The 16,733-nt window shown below is 49.5% G+C and carries 19 protein-coding genes; all 19 read left to right on the forward strand.

Going from position 1 to position 16,733, the window contains the following annotated elements:
- Nucleotides 1-6: 6 nt before the first annotated feature.
- The 19 genes from atpB to ATH33_RS08205 all read left to right on the forward strand — a co-directional run bounded on the left by atpB (nucleotide 7) and on the right by ATH33_RS08205 (nucleotide 16,720).
- On the forward strand, nucleotides 7-765 hold the full coding sequence (atpB, locus tag ATH33_RS08115) for a F0F1 ATP synthase subunit A (protein ID WP_049720708.1): 759 nt from the start codon (nucleotides 7-9) through the stop codon (nucleotides 763-765).
- Nucleotides 766-859: 94 nt separating this feature from the next.
- Nucleotides 860-1,084, forward strand: a complete 225-nt coding sequence (gene atpE, locus ATH33_RS08120; RefSeq protein WP_037996628.1) for a F0F1 ATP synthase subunit C — start codon at nucleotides 860-862, stop codon at nucleotides 1,082-1,084.
- Between the two features lie 95 nt (nucleotides 1,085-1,179).
- Nucleotides 1,180-1,668 carry a F0F1 ATP synthase subunit B gene (atpF, locus tag ATH33_RS08125; RefSeq protein WP_037996629.1) on the forward strand — a complete coding sequence of 163 codons (489 nt, stop codon included), beginning with the start codon at nucleotides 1,180-1,182 and terminating at the stop codon, nucleotides 1,666-1,668.
- Nucleotides 1,665-2,207 (forward strand): F0F1 ATP synthase subunit delta, encoded by a 543-nt coding sequence (locus tag ATH33_RS08130; protein WP_037996632.1) that lies wholly within the window; start codon nucleotides 1,665-1,667, stop codon nucleotides 2,205-2,207. Before atpF ends, ATH33_RS08130 begins: the two co-directional genes overlap by 4 nt.
- A gap of 30 nt (nucleotides 2,208-2,237) precedes the next feature.
- The gene (gene atpA / locus ATH33_RS08135) at nucleotides 2,238-3,755 is read left to right on the forward strand and encodes a F0F1 ATP synthase subunit alpha (protein WP_037996634.1); all 1,518 of its coding nucleotides are present in this window, start codon (nucleotides 2,238-2,240) and stop codon (nucleotides 3,753-3,755) included.
- A gap of 82 nt (nucleotides 3,756-3,837) precedes the next feature.
- Complete coding sequence (gene atpG / locus ATH33_RS08140) at nucleotides 3,838-4,713, forward strand: ATP synthase F1 subunit gamma (protein ID WP_037996636.1); 876 nt, start codon at nucleotides 3,838-3,840, stop codon at nucleotides 4,711-4,713.
- Between the two features lie 57 nt (nucleotides 4,714-4,770).
- Nucleotides 4,771-6,177, forward strand: a complete 1,407-nt coding sequence (atpD, locus tag ATH33_RS08145) for a F0F1 ATP synthase subunit beta (RefSeq protein ID WP_037996637.1) — start codon at nucleotides 4,771-4,773, stop codon at nucleotides 6,175-6,177.
- 132 nt (nucleotides 6,178-6,309) lie between these two features.
- The gene (gene atpC, locus ATH33_RS08150; RefSeq protein ID WP_037996704.1) at nucleotides 6,310-6,567 is read left to right on the forward strand and encodes an ATP synthase F1 subunit epsilon; all 258 of its coding nucleotides are present in this window, start codon (nucleotides 6,310-6,312) and stop codon (nucleotides 6,565-6,567) included.
- A gap of 288 nt (nucleotides 6,568-6,855) precedes the next feature.
- Entirely contained in the window at nucleotides 6,856-7,227 is a 372-nt protein-coding gene (locus ATH33_RS08155) for an NADH-quinone oxidoreductase subunit A (protein ID WP_037996639.1), read from the forward strand.
- Nucleotides 7,218-7,736 carry a NuoB/complex I 20 kDa subunit family protein gene (locus ATH33_RS08160; protein ID WP_037996642.1) on the forward strand — a complete coding sequence of 173 codons (519 nt, stop codon included), beginning with the start codon at nucleotides 7,218-7,220 and terminating at the stop codon, nucleotides 7,734-7,736. The genes ATH33_RS08155 and ATH33_RS08160 overlap by 10 nt, the downstream gene beginning before the upstream one ends.
- Nucleotides 7,733-8,434, forward strand: coding sequence for an NADH-quinone oxidoreductase subunit C (locus tag ATH33_RS08165; protein WP_231855192.1), 702 nt, complete (start codon nucleotides 7,733-7,735; stop codon nucleotides 8,432-8,434). Before ATH33_RS08160 ends, ATH33_RS08165 begins: the two co-directional genes overlap by 4 nt.
- A gap of 5 nt (nucleotides 8,435-8,439) precedes the next feature.
- Entirely contained in the window at nucleotides 8,440-9,540 is a 1,101-nt protein-coding gene (locus ATH33_RS08170; RefSeq protein WP_037996645.1) for an NADH-quinone oxidoreductase subunit D, read from the forward strand.
- On the forward strand, nucleotides 9,540-10,514 hold the full coding sequence (gene nuoH, locus ATH33_RS08175) for an NADH-quinone oxidoreductase subunit NuoH (protein ID WP_049720705.1): 975 nt from the start codon (nucleotides 9,540-9,542) through the stop codon (nucleotides 10,512-10,514). Before ATH33_RS08170 ends, nuoH begins: the two co-directional genes overlap by 1 nt.
- 25 nt (nucleotides 10,515-10,539) lie before the next feature.
- Nucleotides 10,540-10,983 (forward strand): NADH-quinone oxidoreductase subunit NuoI, encoded by a 444-nt coding sequence (nuoI, locus tag ATH33_RS08180; protein ID WP_037996710.1) that lies wholly within the window; start codon nucleotides 10,540-10,542, stop codon nucleotides 10,981-10,983.
- Complete coding sequence (locus ATH33_RS08185; RefSeq protein WP_037996647.1) at nucleotides 10,983-11,486, forward strand: NADH-quinone oxidoreductase subunit J; 504 nt, start codon at nucleotides 10,983-10,985, stop codon at nucleotides 11,484-11,486. Before nuoI ends, ATH33_RS08185 begins: the two co-directional genes overlap by 1 nt.
- Nucleotide 11,487: 1 nt before the next feature.
- Nucleotides 11,488-11,793 (forward strand): NADH-quinone oxidoreductase subunit NuoK, encoded by a 306-nt coding sequence (gene nuoK / locus ATH33_RS08190; RefSeq protein WP_037996651.1) that lies wholly within the window; start codon nucleotides 11,488-11,490, stop codon nucleotides 11,791-11,793.
- Nucleotides 11,794-11,833: 40 nt separating this feature from the next.
- Nucleotides 11,834-13,690, forward strand: coding sequence for an NADH-quinone oxidoreductase subunit L (gene nuoL / locus ATH33_RS08195; protein WP_062843228.1), 1,857 nt, complete (start codon nucleotides 11,834-11,836; stop codon nucleotides 13,688-13,690).
- A complete protein-coding gene (locus ATH33_RS08200) occupies nucleotides 13,687-15,207 on the forward strand; it encodes a complex I subunit 4 family protein (RefSeq protein ID WP_121874272.1) in 1,521 nt (506 codons plus the stop codon). Before nuoL ends, ATH33_RS08200 begins: the two co-directional genes overlap by 4 nt.
- A gap of 4 nt (nucleotides 15,208-15,211) precedes the next feature.
- The gene (locus ATH33_RS08205) at nucleotides 15,212-16,720 is read left to right on the forward strand and encodes an NADH-quinone oxidoreductase subunit N (RefSeq protein WP_121874273.1); all 1,509 of its coding nucleotides are present in this window, start codon (nucleotides 15,212-15,214) and stop codon (nucleotides 16,718-16,720) included.
- Nucleotides 16,721-16,733: the final 13 nt, after the last annotated feature.

Raw genomic sequence — 16,733 nt, forward strand, 5'->3', positions numbered from 1 at the left:
GAGGGAATGGAACTTACACCGAAGCTGGGATTTGAAGTGGCCGGGATTCCGATTCAATTTGACGTCACGGTCATGTTTACAACCACGGTCGCATGCATCCTGGTTTTTGTGATCGCCATGCTTGCTGCCCGTCGCCTTTCGCTTGTTCCGACCGGCATGCAGAATGTGGTTGAGATGGTGATCGAATTTACGCAGGGAATAGTCCGTGCCAGCATCTCGGGGAAAACGGCTGAACGTTTCTTCGGCTTTGCATTCACGCTTTTTCTGTTTATCTTTATCTCCAACCAGATGGGAGTCATGTTCAATGTCGTCGCCGAGTCGCATGTATCGATTCCGTTTTTGAAAATTTGGGCGGCCGATTCAGCCGGAGAAGGGGAACATTATGCGTATGCCCTGTGGAAATCGCCCACCGCCGACATCAATGTAACCATGGCCATGGCTTTGGCCATCACGCTGGCGGCTCATTTCCTGGGCTTCAAAAAATCTCCCAAGCATTATATTTCCCACTACTTCCAGCCTTTCTGGCCGATGGTCTTGATGCATGCGGTGGATGAAGTGGCGAAACCGTTGACACACGGCATGCGTTTATGGGCCAATATCTTTGCCGGTGAAGTGTTGATCATTGTGATGGTGAAAGGCAGCTGGTTCCTGACCGGGGCCCCGTTGATAGTCTGGCTGGGTTATTCCTTGTTCGTCGGAACCATTCAGGCCTATGTCTTCACCGTGTTGGCCATGGTTTACATGGCGCAAAAAATTGAATCATGACAATCAGAATGCAGTCTGAAGTCAGTCTTGTCTGATCCGCATATGGACTATCAAAAAAATTTTGAAACGAAAACAAATCAGAGGAGGAAATATCATGGATGTAAACATTTTGGCTGGTGCATTGTTGCTCGCAGTCGCAGCGATTGCCGGAGGATTTGGAAACGCAGTGGTATACAGCCGTTATTTGGAAGGGTCTGCCCGTCAACCCGAAATGGAAGGGAAACTTTTCACCCGGGCGTTTATCGGGATTGCGTTGGTTGAGGCATTGCCGGTTATTGCCGTGGCATTTGGTGTCATGTTGTTCTTCGGTGTAATTTAATGGATCGATCCGTATGATGGAGGCGGGGATTTGACTTTAAGTCCCCGTCTGGTCGTATTGAAGAAGAAACACGATCCCGAAGGGAGTGAGTTGGATTGCTGACCATCGAAATCGGTACGATGCTGTTTCAGCTGATTGCATTTATTATTTTAATGCTTCTTGTGTCCAAGTTTGCCCTTCGTCCGATGCTGCAGGTGATGAAACAACGCCAGGATCACATCGAAGGCCAGATCAAGGAAGCGGAAGAACGCAGAAAAGAAGCGGAAAAACTGCTTGAAGAGCAACGGCAGGAACTGAAAAAAGCGCGTCAGGAAGCCAAAGAGATCATTGAACGTGCCAAAGCGCAAAAAGACCGCGAAGCGGAAGCGATCATCAAGCAAGCACAGGAACGGGCAGGGCGCATTCTGGAAGAGGCGACGAACGAAATTCAGCGCGAAAAAGAAAAAGCGTTGGCCAGCTTGCGTGATGAAGTCGGCGGGCTTTCCGTTCAGTTGGCGTCCAAATTATTGGAAAAAGAATTGGACAAAAACCGGCATTCCGATTTGGTTTCCAGCTATCTTGACGAGGTAGGAAGATTGCAATGAGTAAGACGGTAGCGAGACGTTACGCCAAAGCGCTGTTTGAAGTTGCCTCTGAACAAAAGCAGATCGATGCCGTTGAGAAGGATTTGAAGCAAATCACCGATACATTGGAAGCTTTCCCGGAATTGACGGAATGGCTCAGCCATCCTTCAATCGGGAACGGACAAAAAAAGGAACTGCTCACCAAAATCTTTGATCAGTTGAATGCTTACACCAAGAATCTGATGTATCTGTTGGTGGATCGCCGGCGGGAAAACGTTCTCTTTGATCTGTATGAAGAATACAAAAAGCTGGCAAATGAATCCAGAGGGATTGTCGAAGCTGTTGTCACGACGGCATTTGAATTGACCGAAGAGGATAAAAAACAAGTCAAAGCAACCTTTGAGCCAATGATCGGGAAAACCATGGAACTGGTTGAGAGAGTGGATTCAGATATCCTGGGCGGCGTGGTTGTGCAAATCGGCGACCGTTTGTACGACGGAAGTTTGCGAACCAGGCTGAATCGTTTCCAAGAACAGCTGAAACAAAATCAAGTTGGATAGATCACAGACGGAAAGATTGGGGTGACATTTATGAGCATTAAACCGGAAGAGATCAGCTCTCTGATTAAAGAGCAGATCGAGAATTACCGTTCCGAAGTGGAAGTGACGGATGTCGGCACCGTCATTCAAGTAGGTGACGGGATCGCACAAGTTCATGGCCTTTCCAACGCAATGGCGGGTGAGCTGGTTGAGTTTAAAAACGGCGTCATGGGAATGGTTTTGAACTTGGAAGAACACCATGTGGGGGTTATTATTTTAGGACCTTATCAGGATATTCGTGAAGGGGATCAGGTCAAACGCACCGGCCGCTTGATGGAAGTTCCGGTGGGGAAATCGCTTCTTGGCCGTGTCGTCAACCCGTTGGGTCAACCGCTTGATGGAAAAGGCCCCATTGAAACCACCGAATTCCGTCCCGTCGAATCTCCTGCACCGGGTGTCATTGACCGGAAATCCGTCCATGAACCTCTGCAAACAGGAATCAAATCGATTGACTCCATGATCCCGATCGGACGCGGGCAGCGTGAGTTGATCATCGGGGACCGTCAAACCGGGAAAACCACGATTGCCATTGACACCATCATTAACCAAAAAGATGAAGACATGATCTGTGTTTATGTGGCAATCGGGCAAAAGCAATCGACTGTTGCACAAGTTGTTGAAAAGCTTCGCCGCTACGGTGCGATGGATTACACCATTGTGGTGGTTGCCAGCGCTTCGGATCCGGCACCGCTTTTGTACCTCGCTCCCTATGCCGGATGTGCAATGGGTGAATACTTCATGTACAATGGCGGTCATGTTCTCTGCGTTTATGACGACTTGACCAAACAAGCCGCTGCTTACCGCGAGCTTTCGCTCTTGCTCCGTCGTCCGCCAGGCCGTGAAGCTTATCCGGGGGACGTGTTCTATTTGCACTCCCGTTTGCTCGAGCGGGCTGCAAAATTGTCCGACGAACGCGGCGGCGGTTCCTTGACGGCACTTCCGTTTATTGAAACCCAAGCCGGGGACGTGTCCGCATACATTCCGACCAACGTGATCTCCATCACCGACGGGCAAATTTTCTTGGAATCCGATTTGTTCCACTCCGGTTTCCGTCCGGCGATCAGTGTGGGGACGTCGGTATCCCGTGTCGGTGGCGCGGCGCAAACCAAAGCCATTAAAAAACTTACGGGAACGTTGCGTTTGGATTTGTCCCAATACTATGAGCTGGCGGCTTTTGCCCAATTTGGTTCGGATTTGGACAAAGCCACCAAAGCAAAACTGGAGCGGGGAAAACGCACCGAGGAAATTTTGAAACAGGAGGAACACCATCCGCTTCCTGTTGAGAAACAAGCGGTTTCCTTGTATCTTGTCACTAAGGGGCACTTGGATGACATCCCGGTGGAAGATGTGCGCCGTTTTGAGAAAGAATTCCACAGCTATCTGGAAACCAATGAAGAAGGCATTCTGAAATCGATCCGGGAGAAAAAAGCGCTTGAAGACGAGACCGAAGAAAAACTGAAAAAAGCAATCGAAACCTTTAAAAAAGGGTTTGCGGTTACCGAGAAATAAGCCGTTTCAGATAAAGTAGAAAAGAGTCGCTGGTCGTCAGCGGCTCTTACGGGGAGACTGGCAGCGGAAAGGCGGTGAAAACATGGGTCAATCGATGCGTGAGATCAAAAGGCGCATTCGTTCGACGGAAAAAATGAGACAAATCACCAAAGCGATGAAGATGGTTGCAGCCGCGAACTTGCGCCGTGCACAGGAAAGAGCCGAAAAAGCGCGTCCTTATGCGGAAAAAATGCGTGAAGTGATCGTAAGCATTGCCCAAGGTACGACGAATGCAAAACATCCCATGCTGGTTTCGCGCCCCGTACGTAAAACAGGCTATCTTGTGATTACGTCGGATCGCGGCCTTGCGGGAGGATACAACAGCAACCTTTTGCGGATGTTGCTTCAGACTTTGAATGAACGGCATCAAAGCAAAGATGAGTACGTATTGTTTGTCATTGGCCGGAAAGGCCGGGACTTCTTGAAAAAACGCAATTATCCAGTCATTGATGAGATTACGGGACTTTCTGATTCACCTTCTTATGATGAAGTGCAAGAAATTGCGAAAAAAGCCGTTCGTTTTTATGCAGAAGAGAAATATGACGAGCTGTACATCGTTTACAACGAGTTTGTAAACCCGGTTGTTCAGCGGCCTTTGGACAAACGGTTATTGCCGCTTGCGAGCGAGGATTTGAGCGGGCAGAAACAAGGTCCGAAAACAGCTTACGAATATGAACCATCGCAGGAAGAAGTGTTATCCGTCTTGCTCCCCCGGTATGCTGAATCTCTGATTTACAGCGCCTTACTCGACGCGAAAGCAAGTGAATTTGCTTCCAAAATGACAGCGATGAGCAATGCAACGGATAATGCGACGGAGTTGATTGATCAATTGACGTTACAGTTGAACCGTGCGCGTCAGGCTGCAATTACTCAGGAAATCGCTGAAATTGTCGGCGGTGCATCTGCGCTAAACGGCTGAGCATGATCTTTTCACAAGTGAAGAAACCAGTGCATGGCAGTTTAAGGAGGGAATTCGATGAGTTCTGGACGTGTGCTTCAGGTTATGGGGCCGGTTGTGGACGTTGAGTTTGAACGCGGACATCTGCCTGAGATTAACAACGCGATTAAAGTCAAGCGGGCGGACGGAAGCGAGCTTGTTTTGGAAACAGCTTTACATTTGGGAGATAACACGGTGCGTACCGTAGCCATGGCATCCACCGACGGTTTGGTCCGGGGGATGGAAGCGATCGATACGGGAAGACCAATCTCCGTACCCGTCGGACGTCCGACATTGGGACGGGTGTTTAACGTATTGGGAGAGCCGATTGATGAGGCCGGAGAAGTAAAAGGAGCCGAAAGACACTCCATTCACCGTCCGGCACCGAGCTTTGAAGAACAATCGACTGAGCAGGAAATGCTGGAAACGGGAATCAAAGTGGTTGACTTGCTTTGCCCTTATGCCAAAGGTGGAAAAATCGGACTCTTTGGCGGTGCGGGAGTAGGAAAAACCGTTTTGATTCAAGAGTTGATCAACAACATCGCACAAGAGCACGGCGGATTGTCGGTGTTTGCGGGGGTTGGTGAACGTACCCGCGAGGGGAACGATCTTTATCATGAGATGAAAGACACCGGGGTCATCGACAAAACCGTCATGGTGTTCGGACAGATGAACGAGCCCCCGGGGGCGCGGATGCGTGTGGCTTTGAGCGGTTTGACCATGGCGGAGTATTTCCGTGATCAAGAAGGTCAAGACGTTTTGTTATTCATTGATAACATTTTCCGCTTCACCCAAGCCGGATCCGAGGTGTCCGCACTTTTGGGCCGGATGCCGTCTGCGGTGGGTTACCAACCCACATTGGCAACGGAAATGGGTCAATTGCAAGAACGGATCACCTCCACGAAGAAAGGTTCCGTCACCTCCATTCAGGCCATTTACGTGCCGGCTGACGACTACACCGATCCGGCTCCGGCGACCACCTTTGCCCACTTGGATGCGACCACCAACCTGGAACGTCGTTTGTCTCAAAAAGGGATTTATCCGGCGGTGGATCCGCTGGCATCCACTTCCCGCATCCTGACGCCGGAAGTGGTGGGAGAAGAACACTATCAGGTTGCCCGTGGCGTGCAGGAACTCCTGCAACGTTACCAAGAGTTGCAAGACATCATTGCCATCTTGGGAATGGATGAATTGTCCGAGGAAGATAAAATCGTGGTTGCCCGTGCACGGAAAGTGGAGAAGTTCTTGTCGCAAAACTTCCACGTTGCTGAGCAGTTCACCGGTAACCCGGGAGTATATGTGCCGGTGAAAGAAACGGTTCGCAGCTTCAAAGAAGTGCTGGAAGGAAAATATGACGACTTGCCGGAAGACGCTTTCTACATGGTCGGCGGCATTGACGAAGCCGTTGAAAAAGCGAAAAAACTGGGTTATACCCGCATGGTGTAGATCCCGGCATTTTTTGCGGCGGGTTTCCGGTTGAACCGGAATGCCGATCGATGGATACACGGCTCACTCCGCAGGACAAGGAGGTGAAGCCCTGCCACATCCCGTGGTTGTTCCCGGGATCAGCAGGTCATGATGGGGAATAAAGTGCAGTTGGATATTGTAACGCCTGAGCGGATTGTTTATTCCAAGCACATTGATATGGTGGTGACAAAGGCGGCCAATGGAGAGATTGGCGTGATGGCCAAGCATGTTCCGTTTGTGAGCCCGATTATCGGGGATACCGTTCGGGTGAAAAATGACGGATCGGAAGAGACGTTTAAAATCAGCGGCGGGTTCATTGAAGTGCGCCCTGATAAAGTCACCATTCTTGCTGAATCCGCAGAGGTATAAAAACGGATCTTCAAAAAGACACCTTTTCCGAAGGTGTCTTTTTTATTTTAAGGTTTGTGAAAAATATTTCCCGCTTTTGGTGAACCATCTCAGATAAGCGCTATTTTTCTCAAGGACACGATCCTTCTCACAATTGGGAAAGTAGTGTATAATCAAACAATAGAGGAGGGGATTGCCAACTTTTTAGCACTGCTTTAAAAAAGCATTTTATTACTGAAAAATTAGTATTTCATTTAAAGAATGTAAGCGTTTTATTTTTGTATAGATCAAGATGAAGGAGGGGTTTGTTTGTCTGCCGTCAGTCACGGGATCATTGCCATCTTTTTTATTCTCGGCATTGTTCTGCACATTGTGGCGCTTTCCATTGGAAAACTGCTTCGTCCCCATCAGCCCGCCCCGGATAAGGCCATTTCTTATGAAAGCGGTGTGGATCCGACCGGGGACAGTTGGATTCAGTTTAATGTCCGCTATTATTTGTTTGCGCTCTTGTTTGTCATCTTTGATGTGGAGGCGGTTTTTTTATACCCTTGGGCAGCCGGTTACGATGTTCTGCGCTCTGAGGTGGGGCTGTTCATTCTGGTGGAAATGGTTTTGTTTGTTTTCTTTCTGATCCTGGGTTTGCTTTATGCTTGGAAAAAGAAGGTGTTAGAATGGGAGTAAATTTTGAAAAATTGGCTCTGGTTGAGGAGCAGGAATTAAAGCGCAATGTGGTGACGACGAATTTGGAACAGATCAAAGCATGGGCGCGCAGCAGTTCTTTATGGCCCCTTACTTTCGGGTTGGCATGTTGCGCCATTGAAATGATGGGCACGGGGGCCCCGCATTATGATCTCGACCGGTTTGGCGTCATTTTTCGTGCGTCCCCGCGCCAGTCGGATGTCATGATTGTCGCAGGAACCGTGACCAAAAAAATGGCGCCTTTGTTGCGCAGATTATACGATCAAATGCCGGAACCCAAATGGGTGATTGCCATGGGGTCTTGTGCTACTGCCGGCGGACCGTATGTGAAATCTTATTCTGTTGTCAAAGGCGTTGATCAAATTGTGCCGGTCGATGTCTACATTCCGGGATGTCCTCCCAACCCGGCAGCCTTGATTTACGGAATCAACAAATTGCAGGAAAAAATCCGTTATGAAGCCAAACACGGGAAGAAGGTGACGAACCGGTGAGTTCTCATGAAGAGGATCGGAAAAAATCTGAAGAAAAAGAAAAAGGACTGGAAGAGAAAAACGCATCAACTGCTGGATCAAGTCCAAATGCTTTAGAACCGGAAAAACCGGCTCCCCAATCCCCGAAACCGAAAGACAAAGCAGTTCCCCGGCGGGCAAGGCCTGCTTCCGTCCGTTCCAAACCAGCCGACAAAGAGGAGAAAAAACCGGAAGAGCCGTCACCGCTTGAACCGGTTTTAAAACGTTTTAAGCAGGAAATCGTGGAAAAAGCAGGGGAAGACGCCGTGGTTGAAGATTATATCAACCGGGCCGGCGAACATATTCCCACGTTTGTCATCGCCAGGGAAAAGTGGCTTGAGGTGGCCCGGCTTTTGAAAGAAGATCCGTTGTTTTCCTTTGATTATCTGCGCAATTTATCGGCTGTGGATTACCAAAAAGAAATCGAAGTGGTATATCAGTTTTACTCTTTCAAAAAGAAACACCAGATTGCCATTCGCGTCAAAACAGACCGGGATGAAGCCAAAGTGCCGAGTGTGGCTCATTTATGGAAAGCAGCCGACTGGAATGAACGGGAAGCTTATGACCTGATGGGAGTGGTTTTTGAAGGGCACCCGAATCTGAAACGGATTTTGTTGCCGGATGAATGGGTGGGGCATCCGCTCCGGAAAGATTACGAACCACTGGATAAGGAGGTTTAATCCTTGTGCTTAGAACGGAAGAAATGTTGCTGAATGTCGGACCTCAACATCCCAGCACCCATGGCGTGCTCCGTTTGGTCGTGAAAATAGACGGGGAAATCATTGTGGATGCCGAGCCGGTGATTGGATACCTCCATCGGGGAACCGAAAAGCTGGCGGAGGATCTGAATTATACACAAATCATTCCCTATACGGACCGGATGGACTATCTGTCCGCCATGACCAACAACTATTCCATCGTCCATGCCACCGAAAAGCTGATGCAACTGGAAGTTCCGGAAAAAGCCCAATTTTTGCGGGTGATTGTGATGGAACTGAACCGGATTGCCAGCCATTTGGTTTGGATGGGAACTTATTTGTTGGATATCGGTGCTTTAAGCCCCTTTTTATATGCATTTCGGGACCGCGAAAAGATTTTGGATCTGTTTAATGAGTTGTGTGGTGCCCGGATCACGTTCAACTATATGCGCGTGGGCGGTGTCAAATGGGATGCGCCTCCGGGTTGGATTGACAAGGTCGGGCAATTCGCGGAGGACATGAAACGGCAAATGAAAGAATACCATGATCTCATCACCGGAAATGAAATCTTTATTCAACGGACCAAAGGAATCGGGGTGGTTTCGCCGTCGCTGGCCATTGAATACGGACTGTCGGGTGCCAATTTACGGGTGACCGGCGTGGATTGGGATTTGAGGAAGAACCAGCCGTATTCGATTTATGAACGGTTTGATTTTGATGTGCCGGTCGGGAAAACCGGAGATTTGTATGAAAAATATTTGTGTCGGATGAGGGAAATTGATGAATCCTTGAAAATCGTCGAACAAGCGGTTGCTCAGTTCCCCGAAAGCGGTCCGGTCATGGGAAAAGTTCCCCGGGTCCTACGGGTTCCGGAAGGAGAGATTTATTGCGGTATCGAATCTCCACGGGGAGAGCTGGGTTGCCATATTGTCAGCAATGGGAAAGACAAACCGTGGCGGTTGAAGTTCAGGCGTCCGTCTTTTTATAATTTACAGATACTCCCGACTTTATTAAAAGGAGAGAATATATCCAATTTGGTGGCGATTTTGGGCGGAATCGACATTGTGCTCGGGGAGGTGGATTGTTGATGAATCCGTGGATGATCATCGGACCGGTTCTGCTTTTGCTGATCGTACTCGGGTTTGTGACGTATGCCATTTTGTTTGAGCGGAAAGTGCTGGGCTGGATGCAGAACCGCATCGGCCCGAACCGGGTGGGGCCCCGGGGGATGTTTCAAACCGTGGCGGATGTTTTGAAGCTGCTCATCAAAGAAGATGTCATTCCCGCAAAAGCGGATGCCGGATTGTTTAAATTGGCGCCGGCGATTGCCTTTGTTCCCGCTTTTGCCGTGATGGCGGTGATTCCTTTCACCCCTTCCATTCAGTTTTCTGACTTTGCAGTCGGTTTGCTGTATTACATGGCAGTTTCCAGCATTACCATCATCGGAATCCTGGTGGGAGGCTGGGCTTCCAACAACAAATATGCATTGATCGGCGGGATGCGTTCGGCAGCGCAAATGATCAGTTATGAAATTCCGCTGGTGATGTCTGTCGTCGGGATTGCTTTGTCGGTCGGTTCATTAAATCTGGCCGAGATTGTGGAGGCCCAAAAAGAGGTTTGGTTTATTTTTCCGCAATTTATCGGTTTTGTGGTCTTTTTGATCGCGTCGGTTTCGGAATTGAACCGGACGCCGTTTGACCTGCCGGAAGCCGAATCGGAACTGGTGGCCGGTTACCATGTGGAATATACGGGTTTCCGGTTTGCGTTTTTTATGTTGGCGGAGTATACCTACATTTTTGCCATGGCATCCCTGACGACCGTGCTTTATCTGGGCGGATGGAATGCGCCATTCGGCTTCACGTGGGTTCCGCCGGTCCTTTGGTTTATATTGAAATTTTTGCTGGTCGTGTTTTTCCTGTTCTGGTTGAGAGCCACCATGCCGAGGATTCGTGTCGACCAACTGATGCAGTTTGCATGGAAGGTGTTGTTGCCGGTCGCTCTCCTCAATATTTTGCTGACTTGTCTTTTAAAAGAAGTGCCGGTGATCGGGACTTATTATTAACGGAAAAGGATTGGAGGGGAAAATGGTGCTTGGCTTGATCAAAGGGTTGGGAGTCACCCTCAAAAACATGACAAAGCCGAAGGTCACTTACCGGTATCCGGATGAGCCGCTCGAGATGCCGGACCGCTTTCGCGGAATCCAGCATTTCGATCCGGAAAAATGCATTGTCTGCAACCAATGTGTCCGCATCTGCCCGACCGATTGCATTTCACTGACGGGGAAAAAGCATCCGGAAAAGAAAGGGAAAGTGATTGACACTTACGATATTAACTTTGAAATTTGCATCTTATGCGATTTATGCACGGAAGTTTGCCCGACAGAAGCCATTGTCATGACCAATAACTATGAGCTCGCCGTTTACGGAAGGGATGAATTGTTTAAAGATTTGGAGTGGCTCAACCAAAATAATACAAAGATTCGAAAAGAAAACAGCACCAATCTCATCAAAAAACCGGGAGGAAAAAAATAATGCCCGTAAACGCTGAATTCATTGCATTTTTTATCCTTTCCGTCATGGCGATTGGCGGGGCCGTGTTTATGATCAACTTTACAAGGGTCATCCATATGGCTTTGGCGCTCGCATTCACTTTCTTCAGTATCGCAGGCATTTATTTGCTCTTAAACGCCGAGTTTTTGGCGGTGATCCAGGTGCTGATCTATACCGGGGCCGTTTCGATTCTCATGTTATTCGGGATCATGTTGACCAAACACCGGGATGAAGAGAAAAGTTCGATTGCGCCATGGCATGCCGTGCTCGGTTTTATCACTGTCGCTGCCTTTTTTGGCGTCATGATGTGGATCATTTATCAGGTGCCGGTATGGAGCGAACCGCATAACGGTGAAGGGTGGAACGTCGTCCGGTTGGGAGAGCGGGTCTTCACTGAATACGTGATCCCGTTTGAACTGGCATCGATCTTACTCTTGGTGGCACTGGTCGGGGCAGTCATTCTGGCAAAAAGGGAGGAGAAATGAGATGGTCATCACCTCATATCTTGCTTTGTCGGCCATCTTGTTCAGTATCGGTTTGTATGGCGTGTTGACGAAGAAAAACGCCGTGATGGTCCTGTTCTGCATTGAGTTGATGTTTAACGCCGCGAATATCAACTTTGTGGCATTTTCCAAATTTGGTCTGTTTCCCAATCTGGCGGGCCAGATCTTCACACTGTTTACGATTACGGTGGCAGCGGCGGAAGCGGCTGTGGGGATTGCCATTTTGATTGCCTTGTACCGGCAGGTGTCCACGGCGGAAGCCGACCGTTATCATTCGCTGAGAGATTAGCGGAAGCAATCAAACTTCTAAAAAGAAGGAAGGGTCAGAAATGGAAGCAAACATGGCTCTGTTGATTCCTCTTTTTCCTTTCATTGCATTTCTTTTGCTTCTGTCCGGCCGTGGATTCATCCAAAGGAAAATTGCGGCCGCAACAGGAGTGACGGCAACTTTTCTTTCTTTGTTGCTGTCCGTTTACGTTTGGTTGTCCGGGGAAACCGTCACATGGAACATTCCTTGGTTGAATCTGGGGGACGTTGTGGTTTCATTCAGCATCCATCTGGGTTCCCTGCAAATCTTGATGCTTTTGATCATCAGCATCGTCAGTTTTCTGGTTCATCTGTATTCGTACGGTTATATGGAACGGGATGACCGGATCCGGGTGTTTTATGCTTATTTGGCTTTGTTCACTTTTTCCATGTTTGGTCTGGTCATGGCGGCCAATCTGTTGTGGATCTATATCTTTTGGGAATTGGTCGGGGTTTGTTCCTTCTTGTTGATCGGGTTTTGGTACTTCAAACCGGAGGCCAGGGAAGCGGCACACAAAGCGTTTGTCGTTACAAGGATCGGGGATGTCGGCTTCTTCATTGCCATTCTCTTGGTGTTTTGGCATGTGGGAAGCTTTGAAGTTTCCGATTTGAAAACGGCTGTGGTTTCCGGGCAAATGTCCCCCGGCTTGATCACTTTGTTGGCAATTCTCATCTTTATCGGAGCGGTTGGAAAATCCGGACAGTTTCCATTACATACCTGGTTGCCGGATGCCATGGAAGGGCCGACGCCGGTCAGTGCCCTGATCCATGCGGCCACCATGGTAGCCGCCGGGGTTTATCTCGTTGCCAATCTGTTTTTCCTCTTTCAGGCATCTCCTCCGGCCATGGATGTGGTGGCTTATATCGGGGGGTTCACTGCGATTTTTGCCGCAACCATCGGATTGATGCAGCATGATGTCAAACGGGTGCTTGCTTATTCCACGGTGAGCCAGCTCGGCTTCATGATGTTGGCCCTGGGTTCGGCCGGATATGTGGCCGGGGTTTTTCATCTCTTTACCCACGCTTTTTTTAAAGCGTTGTTGTTTTTGGGAGCCGGCGCGGTCATTGTTTTGCTCGCCCATGAACAGGATTTGCGGAAGATGGGCGGGCTTTGGAAAACCCACCGCCAACTCGGTGTTTGGTTCTTGGCCGGTTGTTTGTCCATTGCGGGGATTCCGCCTTTCTCCGGGTTTTTCTCCAAGGATGAAATCTTGTTTTCCGTTTACCAGGATGGAAGGACGGGGCTTTTTGTCACCGGTTTGATTGCCTCCTTCTTCACGGCTCTTTATATGTTCCGCCTTTTCTTTCTGGTATTTGCCGGGGAACCGAGGGGTCCCAAGGCAGACCGTCCGGTGTCTGCCGTGATGATGATTCCGGTGGCCGTGCTCGGGATTCTTTCAATTGGAAGCGGATGGGTCGGTTTGCTTCCCGGCGGGGGGTTTGAAAACTGGTTGGCCGCCGGCAACGGATCCGTTTCGGATGCCGCATCGGTTCCGGTGTGGTTGGCGGTCGTGACGGTTGCGGTTTCCCTTGCCGGAATCGGATTGGCCTGGCTGTTTTACGGAAACGGTAAGTTCAGCGCCTGTCAGGCGGCACAAACCGTTCCTTGGCTCCATCGCCTGGTTTTGAACAAATATTATGTGGATGAATTGTATCAGTATTTGTTTGTCTGGACGATCAAAGGAATCGGCTGGTTTTTGTCCGGATGGGACCGGTTTGTGATTGGTGGGATTGTCCGGTTTGTCAGTTGGGTCGTCCAATGGATCGGGCGTTTGGGTTCCAGGATCCAAAACGGGCAGGCACAGACTTATGTGTTGGTGAGTGTGATTGGTTTTGTCCTTTTGATGGTAGGAATGACAGCGGGGAGGTTATTTAAATGAGTCGGTTTGATTGGATGCCTTCATTGGTCACGTTTCTCCCGCTTTTAGGGGCTTTGGTTCTCATTTTTCTTCCCCGTGAGAAAGTGCGCTGGCACCGGATTTGCGGGATTTTGTCCACACTTCCGCCGCTTTTGCTGTCCCTTGTGATGTATGCGCAATTTGATCAGGGGTTGAAAGGGTTACAGTGGGTGAAATCGGTTGTCTGGTTTCAAATCCCCCTCTTACAGGGAGAACCGTGGACTTTTCATTACAGCATGGGAGTGGACGGATTATCGCTTCCCTTCATCGTTTTGACCACCCTGATCAGTGCCGTGGCTGCCGCGGCATCCGGATTCATCAAGGAGGAGACCAAAGGGTTTTACCAGCTGTTTTTGCTCTTGGAGACAGGGATGATTGGTGTTTTTTCCGCATCCAATCTGTTTCTCTTTTTCATCTTCTTTGAAGTTACATTGATTGCCGCTTATTTTCTGATCGGAAAGTGGGGATTTTTGGGCAGGGAGAAAGCAGCCAACCAGTTTTTGTTGTTTAACGGGCTGGGATCCGGATTCCTTCTGTTTGCCATGGTGGGTTTGCTGCTTCTCTTTGGCACGTTGGATTATTCGGTGTTGCAAGACCGGATGGATCAGGTGATGGGGCAATTTGCGCTGTTGCCCCCGGTTTTGAAAACGATGTTGTGGGGAACGTTTGCGGCACTGGTAATCGCATTTTGCATTAAGTTGCCCGTGTTTCCTTTCCACAGCTGGATGTTAAAAACCCACGTCGAAGCTCCCATCCCGGTGGTGATGGTTCATGCCGGGGTTCTGCTGAAGATGGGGGCTTACGGTTTAATCCGGTTCGGGTTGGGGTTGTTCCCGGTGCAAATGAAGGAAATCTCCATCTATCTGGCTGTGTTCGGTTTGATAAACATCTTGTACGGAGCCTGTATTGCCATTGTGCAAAAAGAGTTGAAGCATGTGCTGGCTTATTCCAGTGTCAGCCATATGGGGATCATTTTGTTCGGGTTGGCCGCTTTAAATACGGCCGGACTAAACGGAGCGGTTTTCCAGGCGGTGTCCCACGGGATCATTTCGGCACTGCTTTTCTTCCTTGTCGGCAGCATTTATGACCGTGCCAAAACGACGGAATTGGATGATCTGGGCGGACTGGCCAAATCGGCACCGGTACTTTCGGGGATTTTCCTCACCGGTGGATTGGCGCTTTTGGGATTGCCGGGGCTGTCCGGTTTTATCAGCGAGTTTCTGGCCTATCTCGGCGTGTTCCAAAACCATCCGGTGATTGGGGCGGTCGGGGCACTCGGGTTGATTTTCACCGTGGTTTATGCATTGCGTGCTGTGTTGAAAACGACCTTCGGACCGTTGCCGGAACGTTTTCAGGCGGTTGGCGATCTGCATTTGCGCGAAAGCTTTCCGATGTTGGTGATGGTGCTGTTGATTGTCCTGATCGGTGTTTATCCGGCCGTTTTGAGTGCGCCGATGCAAGAAACGTTAGATCTTATTGTATCTCGGATCGGAGGGTAGGGGCATGATGCAAACATTGCTGGATTTTGACCTGAGGGTGATGGCCCCCGAGCTGACGATCGTCGTTGCCGCCGCTCTGTTGATGATTTTGGATTTGTTGTTGAAAGAAACGGTGTCAAAGAAATGGATGGGCATCTTCGGGCTCATGGCCATCTTGGCGGCAGGCGTTTTTGTCGGCATGGGTTGGGGGCATGAACCGTATCAGATTTTGGGGGATTCGTACCGGATTGATCATTTGAGCTTGACACTCAAAGGCATTTTGCTTGCCGGAACGGCTTTGGTTTTCTTGTTTTCCTTCCGGAAAGACGAAGAGTTAAAAGCGGAAAGCGAATATTATTCTTTGCTTCTTACCGCTTTGCTCGGTGCCATGATCATGGTGTCGTCGGCGGAGTTGATCACATTGTTCGTCGGTCTGGAGCTGTTGAGCCTCTCATCCTACATATTGACTGGGATTCGGAAAAAACGGACTGATGCGACCGAAGCGGCATGGAAATATGTCGTTTTGGGAGGGGTTTCTTCCGCTTTTATCCTGTACGGGATGTCCTTTCTCTATGGATTGACCGGAAGTACCCACTTGTTTGAGATACGGGACCGGGTTGCGGAAGTTTCGGCAACTGATTACCAGTTGTTCCTCTTTTTGTCGTTCTTTTTAATGATGGTCGGATTTGGTTTTAAAATTTCATCCGCGCCTTTCCACACCTGGGTTCCCGATGTTTACCAAGGCTCGTCAACCCCGGTGGCGGTGTTTTTGGCTGTGGTGTCCAAAACCGCGGCGTTTGCTCTGGTGCTCCGGATGTTGCTCGGGGCCTATATTCCGCTGGTGTCAAACGGTGTCTGGAATGAAGTGATTTCCTGGACATTGATGATCATGGCAGCAGCTTCCATGATTGTGGGAAACACGGTGGCATTGCGCCAAACCAATGCCAAGCGGCTGATGGCTTACTCCAGCATCGCCAATGCCGGTTATCTGCTGGTTCCTCCCGCAACGATGGGATTTGTGGGATATGATCTGTTTCCGAGTCTGGTGTATTACCTCATCGCCTACCTGTTCATGACGGCCGGGGCCTTTGTGGTGATTGAAGTCGTGGGAAAAGAGACGGGAACCTATGATTTGAAAGCTTTTTCCGGGTTGTACCAACGTTCGCCGGGGCTGGCGGTGATCATGACCCTGTTTCTTTTGTCTCTTGCCGGCCTTCCCGTGACGGCGGGGTTTGTAGGGAAATTTTACATTTTGATGAGCGCGGTGGCCAGTTCACACAACTGGCTGGCGCTCATCATGATCATCACAACGGTGATCTCTTATTACTACTATTTTCGCATCGCCCGGCACATCTATTTTAGAAGAGCCGGGGATGATGGGAAGCTGAACGTCCCTTGGACGGTGATGGCCGTCATCGGGATCGGATGTTTGGGCACCTTTTTGTTGGGATTGATGCCGGACTACTTCTTTCAAGCCTTGGGGGATCTGGATTGGATGTCTGCGTTCTCCCAAGCTGCCAATACTTCACCATAGGCGCTCTTTTCAT

The organism is Thermoactinomyces vulgaris, from assembly GCF_003688725.1.
GTDB lineage: Bacteria > Bacillota > Bacilli > Thermoactinomycetales > Thermoactinomycetaceae > Thermoactinomyces > Thermoactinomyces vulgaris.

Coding starts and splice junctions, on each gene's coding strand:
- atpB (WP_049720708.1), top strand. CDS start 7: ATGGAACTTACACCGAAGCTGGGATTTGAAGTGGCCGGGATTCCGATT.
- atpE (WP_037996628.1), top strand. CDS start 860: ATGGATGTAAACATTTTGGCTGGTGCATTGTTGCTCGCAGTCGCAGCG.
- ATH33_RS08130 (WP_037996632.1), top strand. CDS start 1,665: ATGAGTAAGACGGTAGCGAGACGTTACGCCAAAGCGCTGTTTGAAGTT.
- atpA (WP_037996634.1), top strand. CDS start 2,238: ATGAGCATTAAACCGGAAGAGATCAGCTCTCTGATTAAAGAGCAGATC.
- atpG (WP_037996636.1), top strand. CDS start 3,838: ATGGGTCAATCGATGCGTGAGATCAAAAGGCGCATTCGTTCGACGGAA.
- atpD (WP_037996637.1), top strand. CDS start 4,771: ATGAGTTCTGGACGTGTGCTTCAGGTTATGGGGCCGGTTGTGGACGTT.
- atpC (WP_037996704.1), top strand. CDS start 6,310: ATGGGGAATAAAGTGCAGTTGGATATTGTAACGCCTGAGCGGATTGTT.
- ATH33_RS08160 (WP_037996642.1), top strand. CDS start 7,218: ATGGGAGTAAATTTTGAAAAATTGGCTCTGGTTGAGGAGCAGGAATTA.
- nuoH (WP_049720705.1), top strand. CDS start 9,540: ATGAATCCGTGGATGATCATCGGACCGGTTCTGCTTTTGCTGATCGTA.
- ATH33_RS08185 (WP_037996647.1), top strand. CDS start 10,983: ATGCCCGTAAACGCTGAATTCATTGCATTTTTTATCCTTTCCGTCATG.
- nuoK (WP_037996651.1), top strand. CDS start 11,488: ATGGTCATCACCTCATATCTTGCTTTGTCGGCCATCTTGTTCAGTATC.
- nuoL (WP_062843228.1), top strand. CDS start 11,834: ATGGAAGCAAACATGGCTCTGTTGATTCCTCTTTTTCCTTTCATTGCA.
- ATH33_RS08200 (WP_121874272.1), top strand. CDS start 13,687: ATGAGTCGGTTTGATTGGATGCCTTCATTGGTCACGTTTCTCCCGCTT.
- ATH33_RS08205 (WP_121874273.1), top strand. CDS start 15,212: ATGATGCAAACATTGCTGGATTTTGACCTGAGGGTGATGGCCCCCGAG.